General features: G+C 65.4%; 21 protein-coding genes. 12 read left to right on the top strand and 9 right to left on the bottom strand.

The window, feature by feature from the left end; translation table 11 throughout:
- Nucleotides 1-141 precede the first annotated feature (141 nt).
- The 7 genes from AC3WJD_RS02385 (at nucleotide 142) to csgH (ending at nucleotide 7434) form a co-directional block, all read left to right on the top strand.
- On the top strand, nucleotides 142-573 hold the full coding sequence (locus tag AC3WJD_RS02385) for a curli assembly protein CsgF (protein ID WP_492744183.1): 432 nt from the start codon (nucleotides 142-144) through the stop codon (nucleotides 571-573).
- 3 nt (nucleotides 574-576) lie between these two features.
- Nucleotides 577-1881, top strand: coding sequence for a CsgG/HfaB family protein (locus tag AC3WJD_RS02380; protein ID WP_492744182.1), 1305 nt, complete (start codon nucleotides 577-579; stop codon nucleotides 1879-1881).
- Nucleotides 1882-2230: 349 nt separating this feature from the next.
- Nucleotides 2231-3703, top strand: coding sequence for a beta strand repeat-containing protein (locus AC3WJD_RS02375; RefSeq protein ID WP_492744180.1), 1473 nt, complete (start codon nucleotides 2231-2233; stop codon nucleotides 3701-3703).
- Nucleotides 3704-3758: 55 nt separating this feature from the next.
- A complete protein-coding gene (locus AC3WJD_RS02370; protein WP_492744178.1) occupies nucleotides 3759-5891 on the top strand; it encodes a beta strand repeat-containing protein in 2133 nt (710 codons plus the stop codon).
- Nucleotides 5892-5960: 69 nt separating this feature from the next.
- The gene (locus tag AC3WJD_RS02365) at nucleotides 5961-6569 is read left to right on the top strand and encodes a hypothetical protein (protein WP_492744177.1); all 609 of its coding nucleotides are present in this window, start codon (nucleotides 5961-5963) and stop codon (nucleotides 6567-6569) included.
- A 12-nt stretch (nucleotides 6570-6581) separates the two neighbouring features.
- Nucleotides 6582-7061, top strand: coding sequence for a hypothetical protein (locus AC3WJD_RS02360; protein ID WP_492744175.1), 480 nt, complete (start codon nucleotides 6582-6584; stop codon nucleotides 7059-7061).
- Nucleotide 7062: 1 nt separating this feature from the next.
- Complete coding sequence (csgH, locus tag AC3WJD_RS02355; RefSeq protein ID WP_492744173.1) at nucleotides 7063-7434, top strand: curli-like amyloid fiber formation chaperone CsgH; 372 nt, start codon at nucleotides 7063-7065, stop codon at nucleotides 7432-7434.
- Here csgH and AC3WJD_RS02350 read toward each other — a convergent pair.
- Nucleotides 7404-7658 carry a hypothetical protein gene (locus AC3WJD_RS02350; protein WP_492744172.1) on the bottom strand — a complete coding sequence of 85 codons (255 nt, stop codon included), beginning with the start codon at nucleotides 7656-7658 and terminating at the stop codon, nucleotides 7404-7406. The two genes, csgH and AC3WJD_RS02350, sit on opposite strands and share 31 nt — an antisense overlap.
- 120 nt (nucleotides 7659-7778) lie before the next feature.
- Here AC3WJD_RS02350 and AC3WJD_RS02345 point away from each other — a divergent pair, with 120 nt between their 5' ends.
- The gene (locus AC3WJD_RS02345) at nucleotides 7779-8465 is read left to right on the top strand and encodes a helix-turn-helix domain-containing protein (RefSeq protein WP_492744171.1); all 687 of its coding nucleotides are present in this window, start codon (nucleotides 7779-7781) and stop codon (nucleotides 8463-8465) included.
- A gap of 566 nt (nucleotides 8466-9031) precedes the next feature.
- On the top strand, nucleotides 9032-9394 hold the full coding sequence (locus AC3WJD_RS02340; protein ID WP_492744169.1) for a LuxR C-terminal-related transcriptional regulator: 363 nt from the start codon (nucleotides 9032-9034) through the stop codon (nucleotides 9392-9394).
- Nucleotides 9395-9579: 185 nt separating this feature from the next.
- Here the strand turns inward: AC3WJD_RS02340 and AC3WJD_RS02335 are convergent, their stop codons facing one another.
- The 3 genes from AC3WJD_RS02335 to AC3WJD_RS02325 are packed head-to-tail and all read right to left on the bottom strand — an operon-like array spanning nucleotide 9580 to nucleotide 15346.
- Entirely contained in the window at nucleotides 9580-11013 is a 1434-nt protein-coding gene (locus AC3WJD_RS02335) for an efflux transporter outer membrane subunit (RefSeq protein ID WP_492744167.1), read from the bottom strand.
- Nucleotides 11006-14179 carry a multidrug efflux RND transporter permease subunit gene (locus AC3WJD_RS02330; RefSeq protein ID WP_492744166.1) on the bottom strand — a complete coding sequence of 1058 codons (3174 nt, stop codon included), beginning with the start codon at nucleotides 14177-14179 and terminating at the stop codon, nucleotides 11006-11008. The genes AC3WJD_RS02335 and AC3WJD_RS02330 overlap by 8 nt, the downstream gene beginning before the upstream one ends.
- Nucleotides 14180-14191: 12 nt before the next feature.
- Nucleotides 14192-15346, bottom strand: a complete 1155-nt coding sequence (locus AC3WJD_RS02325) for an efflux RND transporter periplasmic adaptor subunit (protein ID WP_492744165.1) — start codon at nucleotides 15344-15346, stop codon at nucleotides 14192-14194.
- A 133-nt stretch (nucleotides 15347-15479) separates the two neighbouring features.
- Between AC3WJD_RS02325 and AC3WJD_RS02320 the strand changes: the two genes are divergently transcribed.
- Nucleotides 15480-16127, top strand: a complete 648-nt coding sequence (locus AC3WJD_RS02320; protein WP_492744163.1) for a TetR/AcrR family transcriptional regulator — start codon at nucleotides 15480-15482, stop codon at nucleotides 16125-16127.
- A gap of 6 nt (nucleotides 16128-16133) precedes the next feature.
- Here the strand turns inward: AC3WJD_RS02320 and AC3WJD_RS02315 are convergent, their stop codons facing one another.
- The gene (locus AC3WJD_RS02315; protein WP_492744162.1) at nucleotides 16134-17012 is read right to left on the bottom strand and encodes an acyl-CoA thioesterase; all 879 of its coding nucleotides are present in this window, start codon (nucleotides 17010-17012) and stop codon (nucleotides 16134-16136) included.
- A gap of 144 nt (nucleotides 17013-17156) precedes the next feature.
- On the opposite strand from AC3WJD_RS02315, the gene AC3WJD_RS02310 reads away from it, so the two are divergent.
- Nucleotides 17157-18893, top strand: a complete 1737-nt coding sequence (locus tag AC3WJD_RS02310) for a class I adenylate-forming enzyme family protein (protein WP_492744161.1) — start codon at nucleotides 17157-17159, stop codon at nucleotides 18891-18893.
- On the opposite strand, the gene AC3WJD_RS02305 is transcribed toward AC3WJD_RS02310, so the two are convergent.
- The 3 genes from AC3WJD_RS02305 to AC3WJD_RS02295 form a co-directional block, all read right to left on the bottom strand.
- Nucleotides 18884-19117: a hypothetical protein gene (locus AC3WJD_RS02305; protein WP_492744159.1), complete on the bottom strand. Its 234-nt coding sequence runs from the start codon at nucleotides 19115-19117 to the stop codon at nucleotides 18884-18886. The genes AC3WJD_RS02310 and AC3WJD_RS02305 overlap by 10 nt on opposite strands.
- A gap of 167 nt (nucleotides 19118-19284) precedes the next feature.
- On the bottom strand, nucleotides 19285-19824 hold the full coding sequence (locus tag AC3WJD_RS02300) for a YceD family protein (RefSeq protein ID WP_492744158.1): 540 nt from the start codon (nucleotides 19822-19824) through the stop codon (nucleotides 19285-19287).
- Nucleotides 19821-20345 carry a ubiquinol-cytochrome C chaperone family protein gene (locus AC3WJD_RS02295; protein ID WP_492744156.1) on the bottom strand — a complete coding sequence of 175 codons (525 nt, stop codon included), beginning with the start codon at nucleotides 20343-20345 and terminating at the stop codon, nucleotides 19821-19823. Before AC3WJD_RS02295 ends, AC3WJD_RS02300 begins: the two co-directional genes overlap by 4 nt.
- Nucleotides 20346-20477: 132 nt before the next feature.
- Between AC3WJD_RS02295 and AC3WJD_RS02290 the strand changes: the two genes are divergently transcribed.
- The gene (locus AC3WJD_RS02290) at nucleotides 20478-20948 is read left to right on the top strand and encodes an outer membrane protein assembly factor BamE (RefSeq protein WP_492744154.1); all 471 of its coding nucleotides are present in this window, start codon (nucleotides 20478-20480) and stop codon (nucleotides 20946-20948) included.
- Between the two features lie 126 nt (nucleotides 20949-21074).
- Here the strand turns inward: AC3WJD_RS02290 and AC3WJD_RS02285 are convergent, their stop codons facing one another.
- Nucleotides 21075-23336 carry an NADP-dependent malic enzyme gene (locus AC3WJD_RS02285; protein ID WP_492744152.1) on the bottom strand — a complete coding sequence of 754 codons (2262 nt, stop codon included), beginning with the start codon at nucleotides 23334-23336 and terminating at the stop codon, nucleotides 21075-21077.
- Nucleotides 23337-23405: the final 69 nt, after the last annotated feature.

The following is a 23405-nucleotide window of genomic DNA, read 5'->3' as shown; positions in this document are numbered from 1 at the left end:
TAACATCGAATGATTTGACATTAGAAAAAAGCCGATGGATTATGTGTTAATAGAAAGTTAAAAGAGGTATCGGGCCGTCCAGAAGCCCGACTGGGGTCGCGTCTCAGGCTTCTTCGAATCCTTTCGTGGGGGAGAGTTCGCGTGTTCAAATCTCGTTGGGCGGCACTGTCGTGCGCCGCCCTGGGCGTTCTTGCAGCATCGCAAGCCCGGGCCTCAGATATGGTCTATCAGCCGGTCAATCCGTCATTCGGAGGGAATCCCTTCAACTCGGCGCACCTGCTCGGCATTGCCAATGCGATCAACAAATATAAGGATCCCGCGAGCGTCACGAGCAACGATCCGGCGTCGCAATTCCTGCGGACGCTGCAAAGCCGCCTGCTGTCCTCGCTCGCTTCGCAGATCACCGATGTGATCTTCGGCGACGGTGCGCAGGATGCCGGCCTGATCAAGTTCGGCGACCAGGAGATCGCGTTTGTTCGCGGCGCGGACTCGGTGACGCTCACGATCACGAACCATGCCGATGGGTCGGTGACCGAGATTATCGTCCCCCTGCTTCAGGGAGGAGCAGGCTAAGCCATGATCCGCAGAGCGTTCAAAATCGCGGCAGCGATGCTGCTGCTGACAGGCACATTGTCCGGCTGCGCCGTCCACAATCCCGAGGTCTGGGATACGGCGAAGATGACCAAGCCGTCGCCGATCCAGAACCGGTTGCTCGCGCTGCCGCCGACCAATCAGCGGGTGGCCGTCGCGGTCTATGGCTTTACCGATCAGACGGGCCAGTTCAAGCCGACCGACAATGTGCAGACATTGTCGCGCGCGGTGACGCAGGGCGCCACCTCGATCCTGATCAAGGCGTTGCAGGATGCGGGCAATCGCCAGTGGTTCCAGGTGATCGAGCGCGAAAAGCTCGACAACGTGCTGCGCGAACGCGCGGTGATCCGCGAAATGCGCGCGAGCTATCTCGGCGAAAAGCGCATCAATCCGCAAGCGCTGCCGCCGCTGCTCTTTGCGGGAATCCTGCTCGAGGGCGGGATCGTCGGCTTCGATTCCAACGTCAAGACGGGGGGATCGGGCGCGCGTTTCCTCGGGATCGGCGGGGGCACGCAATATCGCGAGGACACGGTAACGCTCTATCTCCGCGCGGTGAGCGTGAAGACCGGCGAGGTGCTGAGCTCGGTCAGCGTGCGCAAGTCGATCGCCTCGATGCAGGTCGCGGCCAATGTCTTCCGCTACGTCTCGTTCAAGGACCTGCTCGAGATGGATGCGGGCTTCACCTATAACGAGCCCGATCAGCTCGCGATGCAGCAGGCGATCGAAAAGGCGGTCTATGCGCTGATCATGGAAGGCGCGACGCAGAACCTCTGGTGTTTCGCGACGACCGACGAATATTCGACGCAGATGCTGCGCGCCTATGTCGAGGAGCGCGATAGCCTTGACGAGGGCGAGGGCAAATTGCCGCCGCGTGCGGACGGATCGCCGCTCACCGGCGCCTGCGCGGCGCAGCGCTCGACCCAGCTCATCGCGCCGATGCAGCCGGTTGGCGCGGCACAGGCCGTCCATGCGCCCGCCGCCGCGGAAGTGCTTGCGGCCCGGCCGCTTCCCGCGACCGGCATGCCGGCCCGGCAAGCCAAGGTCGCGCCGCAATCCAGTGCGGCCATGCCGCATTCGGCGCGTGCTGTCCCGGCAAAACGGCCGCAAGGCACGGCCAGGGCGGTTGCGGCCCAGCCGCCGGCAGTGGCCGGAAAGCCCGGGTCGCCCTTGCAGCCCCCAAGGGAGGGGCCGGTCGCGATCGTCGATCGCCGCGCGGTGTCCGAGGCGTACAAGGAGACCATGCAAAATTGCAGTTCGTGGAATTGCGAGAACCGCAATCCCGGCCAGTAGCTTTTGAGTTTGCTGCCTCCGAAACGGGGCGGTTTGTATCGGGTGGCCCGCCAGCGACGAGATTGGCGTCATGGCGCTGACGGGCCGGTGCGGACGACGTTCGCGGAACGTCGGCCGGGTTGTGAGTGAAGCACTCACGCCGCAACTGTGACACAACGGGCGCGCGCAGGCAATCAATGCGCGGTTTCGGTGTCGGGTCGCGCGGTGCGAATGCTTCCTCACAACTCCCTTCGTCTCCGCGGGCTGCTCAGGGGCCGGCCTGCCGCAGTCACACCCTTCCGGCTTGAAAGGCGTGCGCCGTCATATCGGCGGCGCCGCGGGCAGAATGCCCAGATAGGGAGTGAACAAGATGAAAAAGCTTCTTCTGACGGCGGCGTCGGTGATGGCATTGACCACCGCGGCGCATGCCAACAACTCGACGAGCACGGTGACCCAGAGCGGGTCGGGCCAGAACGCGACCGTCACCCAGTCGGGCGCGCAGACTGGCGCCGCCTCGATCGTCAACCAGTCGGGCGGGACCAACACCGCCAACGTGACGCAGCGCGATGACGGCACGGGCACCGCGCCGATCCAGAACTCGAACGTCCAGCAGTCGGGCACCGGCAACACTGCGACGGTCGACCAGTATCTGCAGAGCTCGTTCAATACGCCGCCCTATGAGCAGAACAACTCGACGGTCCAGCAGTCGGGCAGCAACAACGGCGCCAGTGTTAAGCAGCGCGACGACGGCCAGACCTCGAACGTGATCCAGACCTCGGACGGCAACTCGGCGACCGTGGTTCAGGGGCTCGAGAATTCGACGGGCGGTCCCGGCGGCGCGGGCGTGACCTATGAGAACACCTCGCTGGTCAATCAGGGCGGCACCGGCAGCCACATCGCCGACGTGTCGCAGACCGGGTTCTTCAACAACAGCAATGTCCAGCAGACGGGCACCGACCATTCCGCGATCGTCAGCCAGTCGGGTGGCAGCAATGACTCCTATGTGAGCCAGAGCGGCACCGGCAGCCAGGCGAATGTCGCGCAGGGCGGCAGCAGCAACAATTCCGACGTCCTCCAGAGCGTCGGGCCGCAGCAGGCCATCGTCAACCAGGGCGGCAACGGCAACACCGCGCTCACCACGCAGTTCGGCGTTGACGGCGCATCGTCGACGATCGACCAGCTGGGCAGCGGCAACAACGCCACCGTCACGCAGACCGACGATGGCGATCAGTATCCGGGCAACGAGGCGCCGCTCAATGTCTCGACGATCCTTCAGTCGGGCAGCGGCAACACCGCCACGGTCGACCAGAATGCGCAGACCGCCATCCTCGACAACATCTCGAACATCACCCAGTCGGGCAATGCGAGCACGGTGACGGTGACGCAGAAGGACGACTGGCAGTATTCGGTGGTGAACCAGTCGGCTTCGAACAGCAGCGCCACCGTCAAGCAGGGCGTCACGCAGTTTGGCGGCGACACGAGCTATGGCAACGCGTCGACCATCAACCAGGCGGGCACCTCGCAGATGGCCTATGTCGAGCAGATCAACATCGGCGGCGAATCCTACATCGATCAGGATGGCACACTGCACACCGCGACGGTGTTCCAGGGTGGCTTCGACGAATATGCCGACATCAACCAGACCGGCACCGACAACGATGCCCTGATCAATCAGACGGGCGGCAGTAACATCGCGCTCACGACGCAGGCTGGCACGCTCAACAGCTCGGTCATCACCCAGCCGGGCGCCGACAACTGGGCATCGGTTACCCAGCTGAGCAACGGCAACATCTCGTCGGTGCTCCAGTCGGGCACGGGCAGCTTCGCCACGGTCACGCAGTAATTTCCCTGCGGGTCCGGCTTCCCCGGAGGCCGGACCCGTCTTCGGAGCTTGAAAAATGAAAAAGCTACTTCTCGCGGCCGTTTCGACCGCCGCACTTTCGACCGCTGCGGTGGCGAGCGATTCGACCAGCGCCATCACCCAATCGGGCAGTGGCCAGAGCGCGACGGTTACGCAGAGCGCCGCACAAAGCTCGGACTCGACGATCATACAGAGCGACCAGAGCAACGATGCCACGGTGACCCAGGCCGGAGCGGACAATCTTTCCAAGATCACCCAGTCGGCGGGCGGCGTTGGCGCCACTGCCACGGTCAGCCAGAACAGCAGCGTCGACGCGCCGACAGACAACGATCCGACCAATGATTCGAACATCCTTCAGTCGGGTGCATCGACAACGGGCGTTACCCAGACCGGCGAGGGCAATGCGTCCGATGTCGACCAGTCGGGCAATGGTTCGACCGCAACCGTGGTCCAGCTCAACGCCAACCGGCCCGCGCCGGGCGCCGCCAATCGCATGAACCAGGCGACGATCGACCAAGACGCCGATGGCGCCACCGCCGCAATCGACCAGAATGGCGAAGGCGATCTCTCCACGATCTTGCAGAGCGCCGCCGCTGACGGTTCCAATGCGTCGTCGACCCAGTATGGCGAGGACAATACCTCGCTGATCAACCAGACCGGCGCCAACAGCACCGCGACCGTCTATCAGCAGTCGGGCCCCGGCATCGCCGGCAACGGCAGCTTGTCCATCGTCAGCCAGTCGGGCAGCGGCAACGATGCCGATGTCAGCCAGAATGGCGAGGACAATAGCTCCTTTGTCACGCAGAATGGCACGCATGGTGCGGTCGACGTGAGCCAGACGGGCAGTGACAACGAGTCGACCGTCGAGCAAACCGCCCTTGGCGGCAGCGATGTGTTCGTTACGCAGAACGGACAGTCCAACAACTCGATCGTCGATCAGCTCGCCAGTGACTCGAAGGTCACCGTCAGCCAGACGGGCGCGAACAACGGCTCGATCGTCGCCCAGACGTCTGAGGACTCGAAGGTGAAGGTCACGCAGGGCGGCACGCTGGCAACGAGCGAATGGAACGAGTCGGGCGTGTTGCAGGCGGCCGAGGATTCCAAGGTCACCGTCAGCCAGGACGGCAACCACAACAGTTCGGATGTTGTCGAGGTCGCCGGCGACTCCAAGGTATCGGTCGATCAGGACGGGTCCTACAACGAATCCAATGTCGGCCAGCTCACCGACAATGGCGACGTCTCGGTCACGCAGAGCGGTGCCCGCAACGTCTCAGACGTTGGGCAGGCCGGTGCCGGCGTGCGCGTCGAAGTGGCGCAGGATGGCACCGAGAACGATTCCGTAGTCACGCAGGTCGGAGCAGGCGCGACTGTCGACGTTGCGCAGAGCGGCGACAGGAACCTTTCGACAGTCGGTCAGTCCGGCGGTCCGGGGCTCCTGGGAACCCGTATAGGATTTGGCTCGGACGTGGACGTCACCCAAACCGGCATTCACAACACGTCAACAGTCTCCGAAACGACCGACAATTCGGAAGTACAGGTTAGCCAGACGGGCGATCAGAATGTCTCGACCGTCAACCAGGTTCGCTCGGGTGGCATCTTCTCCACCGCGGACGAGCAGGATATCGCGCATGTCGAACAGATCGGCGATGCCAACTTCTCGCAGATCAGCCAAAATGGGCTGCGTCAGCAAGCCTCGGTCTGGCAAGGCGGAGACGATAACGACTCGTTCGTGACCCAGAGCGGTAGGGACCAGTATGCCGAGGTCGAGCAGGGCGGCAACGCTAATGCCTCGTACGTGAACCAGAGCGGCAGGGACCATGACGCCGACGTCAATCAGAGCGGCGACGACAATGTGTCGCGCGTCGACCAGAGCGGCATGATGCACAATGCCTTTGTCTCGCAGGATGGCAACGACAACCTGTCGGACGTCGATCAGTTCGGCTCGGGCAACTATGCCGAGGTCCGTCAGGGCGGCGACGACAACACGTCGTTTGTCAATCAGTATGACAGCGGCAACGACGCCTATGTCACGCAGTCGGGCAACGACAACTGGTCGCTGATCAATCAGCATGGCACCAACAACACCGCCAACGTGACGCAGTCGACCAGCTTTAATGCGTCGACGATCAATCAGACGGGCACCGGCAACACCGCCACCGTCACCCAGTAATGCCCTAGGGCGGGGAGGCGGGTCGCTCGCCTCCCCGCCCGCCCTTTTTTGAATTCGAGGAGTGCCGCCATGCGCGTCCTGTCCGCCCTTGCGCTTCTTGCCCTGCCGGGCATCGCCTTCGCCCAATCGAGCGCGACCGTTAACAGCAGCGGCAATGCGCAAAGCGTGCTTGTCGATCAGAGCGCTGCGCTTAACAGCAGCGTTTATATCGACCAGATCGGCAATGGCGGGACGCTGTCGGTCACCCAGAGCGGCAGCGCCAACAGCGCGACGATCGCGCTCGCGGGCGACGCGCAGAGCCATGTCGTCCGCCAGTCGGGCGCCGGCGCCAATGCGCTCGGTCTGACGAGCATCGGCGCGGGCAACGCGACCGTCATTGAGCAGAATGCCGGGACCGGCGGCGCCAATGCGGCGGAGATCCTCCAGAGCGGAACCGATAATCGCGCCGAGATCGCGCAATCGGCCTATGCCGCGGGGCTCAACCGCATCGAGCTGATCCAGGCGGGCGATGCCAATCAGGCGCTGCTGGCGCAGAATGGCATGGACAACAACCTCAGCCTTACCCAGAATAACGACAGCAACAGCGCGACGCTGACGCAGAACGGCAATGGCCTCACATTGGGCATCACCCAGAATGGCGGCGCCAGCATCGCGATCACCCAGGGCAGCGGCACCTAGGCCGCTGATGACATGATGACGTTCACACTCGCCCTATTGCTGCTGGCGTCCGAACCGCCGCCCGCGCGCAATGTCGCCGAACTGGCGGTCGATCAGCTCGCCGCCCCCAAGACGGTCGATGTCCATGTCGACGATCTGGGCGCGCCCGATGGCAGGGCGGCGATCAGCGTCTCGCAGCTTCCCGGGGATCTCGAGGCCGACCCCGCTGCGGTCGAGAGCGAGCCCGCGCTTGCGTCGACCGACAAGCGCGATCTCACCGCAGAGGTCGCGCGCGCCTGGGAACTCATCCGCCAGCGCGGTCAACAGCCGACCCCCGAGCTGATCGCGCGCGAGATCGGTCCCGACACGCTTACGGCGTTTCTCAACCAGAATCCGGGCGGGATCGATATCTTCACGCGCGACACCGCGCCCCCCGATCCGCAGCACCTCGACGGCAAGGACATTCCTCGCGGGATCGGCGTGGTCGTGCTGCCGCCGGGCGGCGGCCAGTGACATGGCGCGGGGCTGGCGCCGTGCGGCCCTGCTCGGCCTGCTGATCGCGGATGCCGCCCATATGAGCGCGCTTGCCGCCGACGGCGAGGCAGGTGCCCGGGAGACCAGGCCCGTCCGCATGGAGGTGCACCGAAGTGCGGGCAAGATCCTGCTGCTGGTCATTGGCAGCGCGGACACGCCCATGCGCGTGCGCTATGCGCTTGACGTCAGCGGCGCATCGACAACGCGCCATCGCGGCACAACCGTGCTCCAGCGCGGGCCCAGCGTGATGTCCCGTGTCGAGATGGACGCCGGCAAGGACTGGACCGCCAGGCTCGAGGTGTCCTCGGCCGGCGGCGCGACCTATGTGGTGACCGAATCCGCGCGCCGATAGGGCGCGCTGCGCGGATCGAAAATCGGTGTTCCGCCGATGTCCCGGCTGCGACGCACCGCGTGATGCCGCTCCTGTTCGGCCGCCCAACTGCGCGCGAGGGCTGAAATCGCGCCAGGCATATGGTATCTCATATTACCGCCATATTTCTTTTGAAAATCCGCACATTGCGGCGCACCATAAATATGCGTAAAGCAATTCACCGGGTTGCTGAGCGTAATGCTCAAATTAACCCAAGAAAATTTGCCATTTGATGCTTTGTCAGCAATTTTACGTACGTACGGTCACAGACTCCCCCGCCCAGGCGCGTACTGTTAGCTTTTGTTGGCAGGCAGAGGGGATATCTCTTGATAACGCTCAATGCGCAGCCGCTGCGAGACGACAAAGAGCACGCGCGATCGCTCCTCAGCTATGCCAAGGCCGAGGTGCTCTATCGGCAGGATGACCATGCCGATTGCTGGTTCGAAGTGGTCTCGGGCATTGTGCGCACCTGCCGTCTCTATCCCGACGGCCGCCGGCAGCTTATGGGCTTTTTCTACCCGGGCGACGTCTTCGGGGTCGATCATGACGTCTACAAGGCGTCCGCCGAGGCGGTCACCGATCAGGTGCTCGCGCAGCGCCATTTCAGCCGGGATGCGCTGATCGACGACGGCGCACTGCAGCGCGCGCTCAAGAGCGCCGAGGATTGCATTTTCCTTCTCGGCCACCGCACCGCTGCCGAGCGCCTGGCGGCGTTCCTGCTCGCTTTCGGCGAACGCACGGGCGCGGCGAATCGGATCACGCTGCCAATGTCGCGCAGCGACATCGCCGATTATCTGGGGCTCACCATCGAAACCGTCAGCCGGACGATCTCCGATTTCGTCCGGCGCGGGCTGATCGTGCTCGACGCGCCGCAGATCGTACGCGTCGTCGAGGCCCGGCGACTGAAGGCGGTCGCGGGTGACCTGCACGAGGATGGCGCCGGCGCACGCCTCAACCTGTCCGGCCGGGCGCGGCCCGAGTCGGATCGCCGGGCGAGCGATCGAAGCGGCTAGCTGTATCTCTCCTGTCAGTATGTCGAAGGCGTAACGCTCACCGTTGGCGAGGCAGGACTGCAACTTCGATGTCCGCCGCGCGGACGCCAAGGTCATATTCCCGACATTTCCGGTGGGCTTTGCGATTTGTCACGAATAACGCGCCGGGAGCAGGCGCGTAGAGTTGCCAATAGGACGCACGAGCGCGCCGCACTGGTTGAAAATCGTTGTTTTGCAATAACAAAGGGCCAGATTGCACGGCGACAACAGATTTTCGAGCTATCCGAGCCTGTTTGGCAAATGCTTCTTAAGAAAGGGAAAAATCTGTCGGTATATTACGCCGCGTAATTCTACGTAGTACGGCGGATTGATCCTTGCGCTTCTGGTTACCATCCTGTATTGACAAGGAGTTAGTGAAGAGTCAGGGGATGCTCCGGGGGTCGCCGGTATTTCTACCGATCGGTTTTTCCCTTTTCCGATGATTAGTGTAATATTTCGCGTGCATTACTTTGCGAAACAGAGCGACTCGCAGGACATAATAATAGAGGTCACGTCACGAGCGCCCCCAGCATAAAAGGGGAAGCGATATGAATGACCAGTATGATTGTGCGTCGGGGCTTACCTGCCGCGAATACCAGATTCTTGAACTTGTCGCGCAGGGCTATTCGGCAAAAGAAGTCGCGCAGCGCATTGATATCGCGCCGCGAACGGTCGAACGCCATATCGACAATGTTCGTCTCAAGCTCCAGGCGCGCAATCGCACGCACATGGTTGCCAAGGCCATCGCCGCCAATCTGCTCACCGCCGAGGGGGAGAAGGTGAACCCCGCGGCACGCGATCCGCTGCGCGTCCACATCGGGCGCGAAGTCGAACGCGATCTTTTCGGCTATCCGACGGTGACCTCCTATCCGGCGCACGATCTCGTCGCCAATGGCAGTCGCTGGCACTGATAATCGATTTTCCCGCGGTTTTCCGCGATCCCATGTCGAAACACAGGGGGGACACGAGCCGGGTACGGCTCGATCCCTTCGCGTGCGAACGATCCCAGAGTCTGTTCCACTGAAATTGAATCTCGGTGTCGCCCTAGCTTTCGCTGGGGCGACGGCCAAGTGTTTCAACTCACGTGAAACCGAGTCTAGCGCTGCGGCCCCGCGCGCTCTACCGGCCCGCCGCCCAGCGCGACATAGAGCGCCACCAGATTGTCGGCCTGGGTCCGGCGCAGCTGGAGCAGCGCCTGTTCGGCGGAGAATAGGTTGCGCTCGGCGTCGAGCACTTCGAGATAGCCGGCGACACCCTCGCGATAGCGCGTCTGCGCGAGCCGCGCGATGCGCCGTTGCGCCTCGGTCCCGCGTTCCTGCGCGGCGACCTGATCGGCAAGAAAGCGCCGTCCGGCGAGCGCGTTGGCCACTTCCTGGAACGCGGTCTGGACAGTCTTCTCATAGCTCGCGATCGCGATGTTCTCGCGCGCCTCGGCGACCGTGAGATTGCCCTTGGTGCGCCCGAAATCGAGGATCGGGAGGCTGATAGAGGGGCCGAAGCTCCAGCTGAAGCCGTCCTCGCCCACCAGATTGCCCAGCGAGTCCGACGCGAAGCCGAGCGTCCCGGTGAGCGAGATCGTCGGGAAGAACGCCGCACGTGCGGCGCCGATATTGGCGCGCGCGGCGCGCAGCCGTTCCTCGGCCGCGATGATGTCGGGGCGCGCGACGAGCAGTTCGGAGGGCAGCCCCGCGGCGAGCCCCACCGGGCTCGCCTGGCGCGCGAGCGGCAGCGGGGCAGGCAGCGTTTCGGACACCGGGCCTCCGGTCAGCACGGCCAGGAAATTGTCGCTCTGCGCCTTGGCCAGCCGTAGCCCCGCAAGCTCGGTCTCGGCCTGGGTCAGCAGCGATTCGGACTGGCGGAAATCGAGCGCGGACGTGACCCCCGCATCGAGCCGGCGCCTGGCGATGCGCAAACCCTCCTGGCGCGAACGCACCGTCGCTTCGGCAAGCGCGATACGCTCGGCGGCTTCGCGTCCCGCGAAATAGGTCGAGGCGACATCGCGCAGCAGCGCGAGGCGAAACGCACGCTCGGCCTCGACCGTGGCGAGATACTCCGAGCGCGCGGCTTCGGAGAGGTTGCGCACGCGCCCCCAGAAATCGAGTTCGAAGGCGGAAACGCCGACCCCCACCGAATAGCGATCGAGGGTGATCGAACCCTGCTGTCCGGGTACCCCCGCCGAGGCGAGCGGCGTGCGGCTGCGCGTCGCCTCGCCCGTGGCGACGACATTGGGCAGCCGGCTCGAATCCTGGATGCGATACTGGCCGCGCGCTTCCTCGATCTGCGCCACCGCGACCGCGAGATCGCGGTTGTGCGCGATGGCCGCGGTGACGAGCGCTTCGAGCTGCGGGTCGGCAAGGAAGTCGTGCCAGCCGATCTCGGTCGCGCGCTGCCCGATCGTGACGTCGCCCGCGTAACTCTGCGGATAGGCCGGGGCCGTGGGCATGTCGGGGCGGACATGTTTGGGCGCCATATTGCAGCCCGCGAGCAGCGTCGTGGCCAGCAGCGTTGCGGGGATAATGGCCTTACGCATGTCCGGGCTCCGGATCGTGATGGCCCTTCTCGGCGGGCGCGGGCGGACGCTGGCGCGACAGCCAGTTGCGCACCGACAGATAGAAGAGCGGGATGAAGAAGATGCCGAGGATGGTGGCGGCGATCATGCCGCCCATCACGCCGCTGCCCACCGCGATGCGGCTGGCGGCGCCGGCGCCGCTCGAGATCACCAGCGGCACCATGCCGAGGATGAAGGCGAGCGAGGTCATGATGATCGGGCGCAGGCGCAGCTTGACCGCCTCCATCGTCGCTTCGAGCGGCGCCTTGCCCTCCGCCTCCTGCTCGATCGCGAACTCGACGATCAGGATCGCGTTCTTGGCGGCAAGTCCGATGATCGTAACCAGCCCGACATTGAAATAGACGTCCGCCGAAAGCCCGCGCAGCATCGAGAACAGCACCGCGCCGAGCACGCCCAGCGGCACGACGAGCAGCACCGCGACGGGGATCGCCCAGCTTTCATAGAGCGCCGAAAGCAGCAGGAAGACGACGATCAGCGACAGGCCGAGCAGCAGCCCGATCTGGCCTGCAGACTGCTTTTCCTCGTACGAGATGCCCGTCCATTCGAAGCCGAAGCCGTCGGGCAGCTGCGCCGCGAGACGCTCCATCTCGGCCATCGCCTCACCCGTCGAGCGGCCGGGTGCGGGCTCGCCCGAGATCGTCATCGCCGGATAGCCGTTATAGCGGTCGACCTGCGGCGGCCCCGCGGTCCAGTCGACCGTGGTGAAGGCGCCGAAGGGCACCATCTGTCCCTGCGCGCTGCGGACCTTCAGCTCGAGGACGTCCTCGGGCGTCATGCGCGTCGGCGCGTCGGCCTGGAGCAGCACGCGCAGGATGCGGCCGTCGCGCGTGAAGTCGTTGGCATAGGCACTGCCGAAGGCGATCGCGAGGGTGGCGTTGACGTCGGCGATCGAGAGCCCCAGCGCGCGCGCCTTGATCCGGTCGATCTGGACGCGCAGCTGGGGCGCGTCCTCCTGCCCCTCGGGCCGGACGCCCGCGAGCACGGGGCTCTGCGATGCCATGCCGAGCAGCTGGTTGCGCGCCGCGAGCAGCGCGGCATAGTCGGCGCCGCCGCGGTTCTGCAGCTTGAAGGTGAAGCCCGAGGCGACGCCCAGTTCGGAGATCGAGGGCGGATTGAGCGTGAAGACGAAGGCGTCCTTGACCTGCATGATCATGCCCATCGCCTTGCCTGCGAGCGTGTCGGCGCGATTTTCCTTGCCCGGGCGTTCCTCCCACGGCTTCAGCGGCACGAAGGCGATCGCGTTGGCCTGGCCCTGGCCGAAGAAGCTGAAGCCGCGCACGAAGACGACGTCCTTCACCTGCGGCTGCTGGCGATAGAAGGCCTTGACCTGCTCGATCGCGACATCGGTGCGTTCGGTCGTCGCCCCCGGCGGCGCCTGGACCACGGTGATCAGATAGCCCTGGTCCTCCTGCGGCAGGAAGCTGCCGGGCAGGCGACCGAACAGGAAGACGGTGATGCCGACCAGCGCCACGAAGATGCCGAGGAAGCGCAGGGGCCGCCCGAGTATGCGTCCGACCCCGCCCTGATAGCGATCGGTGACACGCCCGAACCAGCTGTTGAAGCGTGCGAAGAAGCGGTGAAGGAAGCGCAGGACGGGATTTGTCGGTTCCTCCTCCTGCACCTCGTGCGGGCGCAGGAAGGTCGCGCACAGCGCAGGCGTGAGCGTCAGCGCGAGCAAGGCCGAGAAAGCGATCGAGATCGCAAGCGTCACCGAAAACTGGCGGTAGATGCCGCCTGTCGAGCCGGGAAAGAAGGCCATCGGGATGAACACCGCGATCAGCACCAATGTGATGCCGATGATCGCCGAGGTGATCTGGCCCATCGCCTTCACCGTCGCCTCATAGGGGGAGAGGTGTTCCTCGGCCATGATGCGCTCGACATTCTCGATCACGACGATCGCATCGTCGACGAGGATACCGATCGCGAGCACCATGCCGAACAGCGACAGCACGTTGATCGAAAATCCGAACAGCCAGAGGCCGAGGCATGCGCCCGCCAGCGCGATCGGCACCACGATCGTCGGGATGATCGTCGCGCGCCAGTTCTGCAGGAACAGGAACATGACGAGGAAGACGAGCACCATCGCTTCGACCAGCGTCTTGACGACTTCCTCGACCGAAACCTGGATGAAGGGCGTGGTGTCGAACGGCACCGACCAGGTGACGTCCTGCGGGAACGTCTTTTCGAGCTCGGCCATCCGCGCGCGGATGCCTTCTGCGGTGGCGAGCGCATTGGCGCCGGGCTTGAGCTGGACCGCTATGCCCGCCATCGGCTTGCCGTTGAGCTCGGTGTTGAACAGATAGCTCTGCGCGCCAAGCTCGACACGCGCGACGTCGCCCAGAGTCACCGCCGACCCGTCGGGATTGGCGCGCAGGATGATGCCCGCGAACTGTTCGGGCGTGGTGAAGCGGTTCTGCGTCAGGATGGTCGCGTTGAGCTCCATCCCCTCGGCAAGCGGGCGGTCGCCGAGCTGGCCACCGGGTGACTGGCTGTTCTGCTCCTGCACCGCGGCAAGCGCGTCGGCGGGCGACAGGTTGTAGGTCGCGAGCTTGTCGGGATCGAACCAGATCCGCATCGCATATTCGGAACTGAACGACTGGATATTACCGACCCCGGGAACACGGCGCAGCTCGTCGATGACGCGTGTCACGGCGAAATGGCCAAGCTCGAGCGTCGGGGTGTTGCCGCTTTTGGACGTGATCGCGAGGATCATGAGAAAGCCGCTATTGGCCTCCTCGACCAGGATGCCCTGGCGCCGCACCTCTTCGGGCAGGCGTGCCTCGACGCTGCGCAGCTTGTTCTGCACGTCCATCTGTGCGGTATCGATGTCGGTGCCAGACTCGAAGGTCACCGTGATCTCGGCGGTGCCGTTCGACCGGCTGGTCGACGACATATAGAGGAAGCCCTCGACGCCGTTGAGCTCCTGCTCGATGATCTGCGTGACGTTCTGCTCGAGCGTCGCGGCATCGGCGCCGGGATAGGTGACGTTGATCGTCAGCGAAGGCGGCGCCACCGTCGGGTATTGCTCGATGGGCAGCGCGCGCAGCGCGATGAGCCCTGCGAGCGTGATGCACAGCGCCACGACCCAGGCGAAGACCGGGCGGTCGATGAAGAAGCGGGGGCTCATCGGCTCTTTCCCTTAGCGCGTCGCGACGGGCTTGGCGGGCGCGGCGCCCGGTTTCGCAATAGTGACGGGCGCCCCGGGTTGCACCTTCTGCAGGCCGTTGATGATCACGCGGTCGCCCGCCTTCAATCCCTCGCGGATCACCCAGTTGGAGCCCTGAAGGTCGCCCAGCTTGACGTTGCGCACCGTGGCCATGTTCTTGTCACCCACCACCATCACGGTCGCGCCCTGCGTGGTTAGCTTCACCGCGCGCTGCGGGACGAGAACGCCGTCGGGCCGCACGCCCGCCTTGGCGCGCGCGCGGACGAACTGGCCGGGGAGCAGCAGGCGCGCAGGGTTGGGGAATTCCGCGCGGATCGCGGCGGTGCCCGTCGCCTCGTCGATCGCGAGATCGAGGAAGTCGATATGGCCGCCCAGCCCATAGGCGCTGCCGTCCTCGAGGATGAGCTCAACGGCCAGCCGCCCGTCCTTGGGCATCTTAAGCCTCCCCGCGGTCACGTCGCGGCGCAGCGCGAGCACGTCTGAGCTCGACTGCGAGAAATTGACATAGACCGTGTCGAGCTGCTCGATCGTCGTGAACAGCGTGCCCGCGGCGGCGCTGACGAGCGCGCCCTCGGTCACTTGGCCGCGGCCTGCGCGCCCCGAAATCGGCGCGGTGACCGTGCTGTAGCCGAGGTTGAGCCGTGCGGTGTCGACCTGGGCCCTGGCGAGCGCGACATCGGCTTGCGCGGTTCTGAGCCGCGCGACGGCGGCGTCATATTCCTGCTTGGAGATCGCCTGATCGGCAATCAGCCCCTGATAGCGCTGGACGTCCTGCTGCGCATTGGCCGCGGTCGCCCGGCTGCGCGCCAGCGTCGCCTCCGCGGCGTTGAGGCTGGCGCGCATCTCGCGCGGGTCGATCTGGAACAGCGGCTGGCCTGCGCGGACGTCGGTGCCTTCCTCATAGAGTCGGCGCTCGACGATCCCGTTTACGCGCGCGCGTACCTCGGCGGTGCGCACGGCCTGGATGCGGCCGGGCAGCTCGATGACATTGTCGATCGCCTGCGGACGAATCGTGACGATATCGACCGCCGGGGGCGGCGGCGCGGGTTGCTCGCCCCCCGAGCAGCCGCTCAGCATGAGAAGCACCGCGGCAAGCGCACCGGCCGCCGAATTTCGAGGAGTCGTCATCCGGCGCATCGCGTCGCTTTCTCTGACTTGGCGTGATTCTCGCGTAAATGCATAATGCATTCCGCTTGCGGGTGCCAGTAATGTAACGTACATTACACGTCAACGACAAAAAAATGGGGAGAGGAGTGCATTGGTGGAGAAGGCCATAACGACGGATGCCAAGACGGGATCGACCCAGGGCGCGCGCCGCGATGACCGGCGCCGGGCGATTCTTGACGCCGCCGAAACGCTCTTTCTCGAACAGGGTTTCGCCAGGGTGAGCCTTGCCGCGATCATCCGCCGGTCGGGGGGGTCGCTGGCGACCGCCTATGAGCTGTTCGGCAACAAGCACGGGCTGCTCCGCGCTGTGTTCGAACGGGGCAAGCAAGAGCATGTCGCCGAATTCGACGCGCTCTTTCATAGCGATGAATCCGCGGCCACGATCCTGCACAGCATCACCGAGCGCATCTATGAGCTCGTCATGGAGCCGCGCCAGGCGGCGATGCTGCGGCTGCTCATCTCCGAAAGCCTCAACGATCCCGACTTCGCGCGCGAGATCTATCGCGACATCCATCTGGGGCGCGTGTCAGGGCTTGCCGAGATATTCCGCGCATGGAATGTCGAGGGGCGCGCAAGGTTCGACGATCCCGAAGCGGCCGCCGAACTCTATATCGACATGGTCATCGGCGACGCCGAACTCGAGACTTTGATCGGCGACGTCATCCGCCGTCCCGGCCAGACGCTGCGCGACCGCATGAAATGGCGGCTCGCGCTGTTCATCGATCATTTCAAGGTGAAGTGACGCCGGCTATCCGCGCAGCCTGATCAATCCTTCCTGCGTCACGCTCGCCACCAGCCGTCCGTCGCGGCTGAAGATGCTGCCGCGGTTGAACCCGCGCGCGTGCCCGGTCCAGGGGCTGTCCGAACTGTAGAGCAGCCAGTCATCGGCACGCACATCTTCGTGCAGCCACAGCGCGTGGTCGAGGCTCGCCGTCTGGAGATTGTGCGTCAGCCAGTTGACCCCGTGCGGCAGCGTACAGGTGCCGAGCAAGGTCATGTCCGACGCATAGGCGAGCACTGCGCGGTGCAGCGCCTGGTCGTCGCCCAGCGGCGCGATCGCGCGGAACCAGCAATGCTGCACGGGCGGGCGTTTCCGCGCCATATCGCCCCAGCGCGGCTCGACCGGCCGGATCTCGATCGGACGTGCGCGCCCGATCCATTCGACGAGCCGGTCGGGCAGCGTCGCCGCATTGGCGCGGACATAATCGCCCTCGGAAACCAGCGCCTCGGGCGACGGGACCTCGGGCATCTCGATCTGGTGGTGCAGCCCGTCCTCGGGCACCTGGAACGAGGCGGCCATGTTGAGGATCGGCATGCCCTTCTGGAGCGCGATCACGCGCCGCGTCGCAAAGCTGCGCCCGTCATAGTCGCGTACCACGCGGTAGACGATCGGCAGCGCTTCATCACCCGGGCGCATGAAATAGGCGTGGAGCGAATGCGCCGCGTGGCCGTGATCGACCGAGCGGCTCGCGGCGACCAGCGCCTGCGCGATCACCTGGCCGCCGAAGACGCGGCCTTGTCCGCCCGGCTGGCGGGCACCGCGATACAGGTCCCGGTCGAGCTCCTCGACGTCGAGCAGATCCTTCAACCGCCTGATCTGCTCGAGGGCCATAGCGTCATCGATCATTCTGTCCTCCTGCGCCGGCCATACCGTGAATTCAAATTGCCGAAGCGTTCTGTGGCAACGTGGGTTGAGAGTAAGGCAAATCCTCCATATCGTAGAGAGGATCAAGAGATTCGAGAAAAACTCGAATCAGGAACGGAGAGCAACATGGCTGATGCGGAACAGCGCGGCGCAGCGCAGCAGGCCTGGCCCGCCCATTCGCTGGATCAGATCGAGGCGATGTTGTGCGCGCCGGGCGCGCCGTTTGAGATGGAGGAGGTCGTGATCCGCGGCGTGCCCACGCGGACGTGGAAGAACGTGCCGCCGACGGTTGCCGCGCTCGCGCGGATCGGCCGGTCGCACGGCGAGCGGACCTTTGCGGTGCACGAGGACGAACGCGTCAGTTACGACGCCTTTTTCCGCGCAACCGCGACGCTGGCGCATGCGCTCGTCGCGCGCGGCGTGGGTAAGGGCGATCGCGTCGCGATCGCGATGCGCAACCTGCCCGAATGGCCCGTCGCCTTCTTCGCCGTGACCGCGATCGGCGCGATCGCGGTGCCGCTCAATGCGTGGTGGACGGGGGCCGAGCTTGAATATGCGCTCGCCGATTCGGGGACGCGGCTGCTGATCTGCGATGCCGAGCGGCACGCGCGCATCGCTCCGCATCTCGCTGCCCTCCCCGATCTGACGCATGTGATCGTCAGCCGATCGGCGCAGCCCATCGCAGGCGCCGAGCTTCTCGAGGTGCTGCTTGGGGATGCAAATGGCTGGTCCGGCCTCGCCGATGCGGAGCTGCCCGAGGTCGCGGTCGCCCCTGATGACGCCGCGACGATCTTCTATACCTCGGGAACGACGGGGCACCCCAAGGGTGCGCTCGGCACGCACCGCAACATCCTGACCAATATCCTGTCGACCGGCTATGCCAGCGCGCGCGCCGCGTTGCGTCGGGGCGAGATGCCCGCGCCCGCGACCCCCAAGACACTGCTGCTCGTCATCCCGCTGTTCCACGTGACCGCGTGCAACGCCGCGCTGATGGGCGCGGTGTTCGGCGGCTCGACGCTCGTCTTCATGCGCAAATGGGACACGGTGCAGGCCTTTGCGCTGATCGAGCGCGAACGCGTCAACAGCACGGGCGGGGTGCCGACGATCGCCTGGCAGCTGCTCGAACATCCCGAGCGCAGCAATTACGACCTCTCGAGTCTCGAAGTGATCAGCTATGGCGGCGCGCCGTCTGCGCCCGAACTGGTCCGCCGCATCCAGGCCGAATTCGGCTGCATGCCCGGCAATGGCTGGGGCATGACCGAGACCTCAGCGACCGTGACGAGCCACATCGCCGAGGATTATCAGTATCGCCCCGAAAGCTGCGGCCCCGCGGTGCCCGTAGCCGAACTCAGGATCGTTGCGGAAGACGGGGTCACCACGCTGCCGCTGGGCGAGGTCGGCGAGATCTGGGCGAAGGGCCCCCAGATCGTCGCGGGATACTGGAACAAGCCCGACGCCACCGCCGCCACCTTCACCGATGGCTGGGTGCGCACCGGCGATCTCGGGCGGCTCGACGAGGAGGGCTTCTGCTATATCGTCGACCGCGCCAAGGACATCATCATCCGCGGCGGCGAGAACATCTACTCAAGCGAGGTCGAGAACATCCTCTATGACCATCCCGCGGTGACCGACGCCGCGCTGGTCGGCCTGCCGCACCGCACGCTGGGCGAGGAGCCCGCCGCGGTCGTCCATCTGGCACCCGGCATGGACGCCAGCGAGGCGGAGCTTCAGGATTGGGTGCGCGCGCGACTCGCCGCGTTCAAGGCGCCCGTGCGCGTGCTGTTCTGCGCCGAAACATTGCCGCGCAACGCCAATGGCAAGATCCTGAAAAAGGAGCTGAAGGCGCTGTTCGATCAGCGGTAATGCCGCCAGCGGCGCGAGACCGGCGGGCAGTCGAGCAGCTTCTTCCCGCAGATCAGCAGCGCCGCGCCGATGCTGGCAAAGGCGAAGCTGAGCGCCGCCATCAGATATTCGAGCGCGGTCGGATCATATGGCCGGCCCGCCCCACCCAGATGTCCGAGCAGCAGCCCGGTCGCCAATGACACGCCGATCGCCGCCAGCCCACACAGCCTCAACACCAGATCCATGACGTCACTCCTGTGAAGCGCGTCGGACAGGCGCGGCATTGCGCGCCGCGCTATCCGGCGCGACCACAGGCCGATTTATAGCTACCGAAATAGGGATTCGAGACGCGGTGCCGCGCCGTCGCATAGCAATTGCGTATGATTCGCGGCGGCCGGCGCGCGGAGCAGTCCTATCGCCCCTTTTTCTCCAGCGACTGCTTGAGCCCCGCGAGCGCGCCAAACGGCCCCGCCTCCTCCTCGCTCAGTACACCCGCGGCCTTCAGCACCTGATCGGCATCGGGGCTGCGCGGAAAGGGATCGAGCGCGAGCGCGAGCGTCTGCGCCAGAGCCTCGCCAAGATCGACCGCCTGACCGTCGAAATCGATGACATCGAGCTCGCCTTCGCTCAGTTCGACCTCGTCGGCGGGAAGCTCGGCGCTCTCCGCCACGAACTTGAGCGCAAAGGGCTCGTCGATCGTCGCGGGGACGCTTTCGCCCGTCGCGACGCAAGCCTGCTCGACGTCGGCGGTGATCCGGCCGGTCGCGCCGATGCCGCCTGCGACGCGCACCAGCGCCGCGCTGCCCTCGAGCCGCGCGATCGCGATCAGCCCGAAGCGCCTGGCGAGCGCGCCACGCTCGGCCTCGTCGGCGGCGATCTCGATCGTCCGTGGGCGGTCGCCGATCGTGTCTACGCGGACCAGGCGGCTGAATTCGGGAAGCGGCGCGCTCATGGCCGCGGGAATCCATCGGCGACCAGCGCCGCCGCATCGGTCGCCTCAAGCTGCGCGGCGATCTCGCGCATCCGTGCCGCGCTGAAGCCGAGCGCGGCTGCGTCGGGGGCGGCGCCGCGATAGAGGTTGCGCGCGAGCGCCTCCTCCCAGCTTTCCTCGCCCGCGATCGCGCCACGATAGGCGGAGAGGCGCCCGCCCAGCGCGCTCATCATCTTGCCGACATGCTTGCCGACGATGATGTCGCCGATGCCGATCTGGCGCAGCTGGCCATCCATGTCGTCGATGAAGATCTCGGTCAGCAACACCGAGTGGTCGGCGCCCTGCTTGCCCTCGCGCTCGAGCCGGACGAGCGCCATCGAGAGCAGCGCCGCGACCATGTCGAAGCGCCCGTCGAGCGTGTCGGCAACGCCGCCTTCGAGATACCAGGCGGGGTCGCGCGCGGCGTCGACGATGCTGGTGTAGAGCGGCACCAGCGCATCGCGCCCGCTCTGCCTCGTGAAAAGGCGGCTCAAAATCGACACGGTTCAATCTGCTCCCGGTGTGGCGCGCCCTTGTCGCGCGGCAATCCTGCGCATATTGAGGCATGACGCGCGCCTTGCAATGGGCGGCGCCACGCAATTGCGCAGATTCGAGGAGTGGCCGGAAAAATGGTGATGACGAAAAGGGCGATGCCGATGATCGCGGCGGCCATGGTGGCGCTGATCGCGACGAGCGGCTGCACCCGCATCCGTGCGCACCAGGGCTATATCGTCGACAACCAGCTGATCCAGGGCATCCAGCCCGGTGTCGATAACCGCGATTCGGTCGAGGGCACGCTCGGCCGCCCGACCTTTGTGGGGCAGTTCGATCCCAATGACTGGTATTATGTCTCGCGGCAGACGCGGCAGCTCGCCTTTTCGAACCCCCGGCCCACCGAACAGACGATCCTGCATATCCGCTTCGACCAGGCGGGCAATGTCGCCGCGGTTCAGCGTGAGGGCCTCGAAAAGATCGTCTCGATCCATCCCGATGGCGACAAGACCCCGACGCTCGGCCGCGAACGCGGCTTCTTCGAGGAGCTGTTCGGCAATATCGGCGCGGTCGGCGCCCCGGGCATGGGCGGCGCGACGCCGAATACGCCCTAAGCCGCGCAACAACCCTTTGCTGTCATTCCCGCGAAAGCGGGAATCCAGACGATGTTTGTGAAACGCGCCAAGCGGCACCGATCGCATGGATCCCCGCTTTCGCGGGGATGACACGGGAAATTTGACCTAACCTGCAATCCCGGCGGCGGCGAGCACCGCGAGCGTGACCAGCTCGGAGGCGGTCGACGACATCGTCGTGACCTGGATCGGCTTTTCCATGCCGACCAGCATCGGCCCGATCACCGAATCGCCGCCCAGCTCGCGCAGCAGCTTGGCCGAGAGGTTGGCCGATTGCAGCCCCGGCATGATCAGGACGTTTGCGGGTCCCGAAAGCCGGCTGAAGGGATAGTTCGCCATCACCTTGGGGTTGAGCGCGACGTCGGGCGCCATCTCGCCTTCATATTCGAAGCTGACGCCGCGCGCGTCGAGCAGCGCCACCGCTGCGCGCAGGTTTTCGAGCCACGTACCCTCGGGGTTGCCGAAGGTCGAATAGGAGAGGAAGGCGACGCGCGGCTCATGCCCCATGCGGCGCGCGACCGCGGCGGTGCTTTCCGCGATATCCGCGAGTTCCTCGGCGCTGGGCCGCTCGTTGACCGTGGTGTCGGCCATGAAGACGGTATGGCTCTGCCCGACAAGGACATGGATGCCGAAGGGCGTGGCGCCCGCGCGCGGGTCGATCACCTTGCGGACCTCGCGCATCGTGCGCGAATAGGTGCGCGTCACGCCCGTGATCATCGCGTCGGCCTCGCCGAGCTGGAGCATCAGCGCGCCGAAGATGTTGCGGTCGCGATTGACCATGCGCTCGATCTCGCGCTTGAGATAGCCGCGGCGCTGCAGCCGCGCGTAGAGGAACTCGACCATCTGCGGCACCAGCTTCGAATGGACGCTGTTGTGCACCTCGAAGCTCTCGGGATCGTCGACCCCCATCGCGCGCAGCTTGTCATAGACGTCGTCGCGTCCGACCAGCACGGGGATGCCGTAGCCGCCGTCGCGGAACTGGATCGCGGCGCGCAGCACGACCTCTTCTTCCCCTTCCGCGAACAGCACGCGCTTGGGATGCGCGCGCGCCGCCTCATAGGCGAGCGTCAGCACCGAGGTGGTGGGATTGAGCCTTGCTTTCAGCGACTGGCGATAGGCGGTCATGTCGAGGATCGGCTTCTGCGCCACGCCCGAATCCATCGCCGCCTTGGCGACCGCGGCGGGCACTTCCTCCATCAGCCGCGGATCGAAGGGCGCGGGGATGATGTAATCGGGGCCGAAGCTGTGCGCCATGCCGCCATAGGCGAGCGCGACCTCCTCGGGTACCTGCTGGCGCGCGAGCTCGGCGATCGCATTGGCCGCCGCTATCTTCATCTCGTCGTTGATCGCGGTCGCGCGCACGTCGAGCGCCCCGCGGAAGATGAACGGGAAGCCGAGAACGTTGTTGACCTGGTTGGGATAGTCCGAGCGGCCCGTCGCGATGATCGCGTCGGGACGCGCGGCCTTGGCCTCGGGCGGGGCGATCTCGGGATCGGGATTGGCCATCGCGAAGATGATCGGCTTGGGCGCCATGTCCTTGACCATCTCGGGCTTGAGCGCGCCTGCCGCGGAAAGGCCCAAAAACACGTCCGCGCCCACCAGCGCCTCGGTCAGCGTGCTGCGATCGGTTGCAACCGCATGCGCAGACTGCCACTGGTTCACGCCTTCGCGGTCCGTCGTGATCACGCCCTTGCGGTCGCACATCAGGACATGATCGTGGCGCACGCCCATCGCCTTGATCAGTTCGGTGCAGGCGATCGCGGCTGCACCCGCGCCGTTCACGACGACCCTGATCTCCTCCATCTTCCGCCCGGTCAGCAGACAGGCGTTGATAAGGCCGGCGGCGGTGATGATCGCGGTGCCGTGCTGGTCGTCATGGAAGACGGGGATGTTCATCCGCTCGCGCAGCTGCTGCTCGATGATGAAGCATTCGGGCGCCTTGATGTCCTCGAGGTTGATCCCCCCAAAGCTCGGCTCGAGCAGCGCGACCGCGTTGACGAAGGCGTCGGTGTCCTCGGTGTCGACCTCGAGGTCGATCGAATCGACATCCGCAAATCTTTTGAACAGCACCGCCTTGCCCTCCATCACGGGCTTGGAGGCGAGCGCGCCGAGATTGCCGAGCCCGAGGATCGCGGTGCCGTTGGAGATCACCGCGACGAGGTTGCCCTTGGCGGTATAGTCATAGGCGGTCGCGGGATCCTCCGCGATCGCGCGGACGGGGACCGCGACGCCCGGCGAATAGGCAAGGCTCAGGTCGCGCTGCGTCGCCATCGGCTTGGACGCGATGATCTCGATCTTCCCCGGCCGGCCGTGCGAGTGGAAGAGCAGCGCCTCCTTTTCGGAGAATTTGACGTTGCTGCCTTCGCTCATTCGATGATCCTTGTACGCTGCCCGGGTAATGTGCCGCCGTTACGGCAAGCGCCGGTGGGGGTTGCTGGG

The sequence above is a fragment of the Sphingobium sp. FW306-1B-F04DB genome (genome assembly GCF_058781925.1).
The sequence above is the reverse complement of the archived record's forward strand: the minus strand, read 5'-3'. Positions and strand labels throughout refer to the sequence as shown.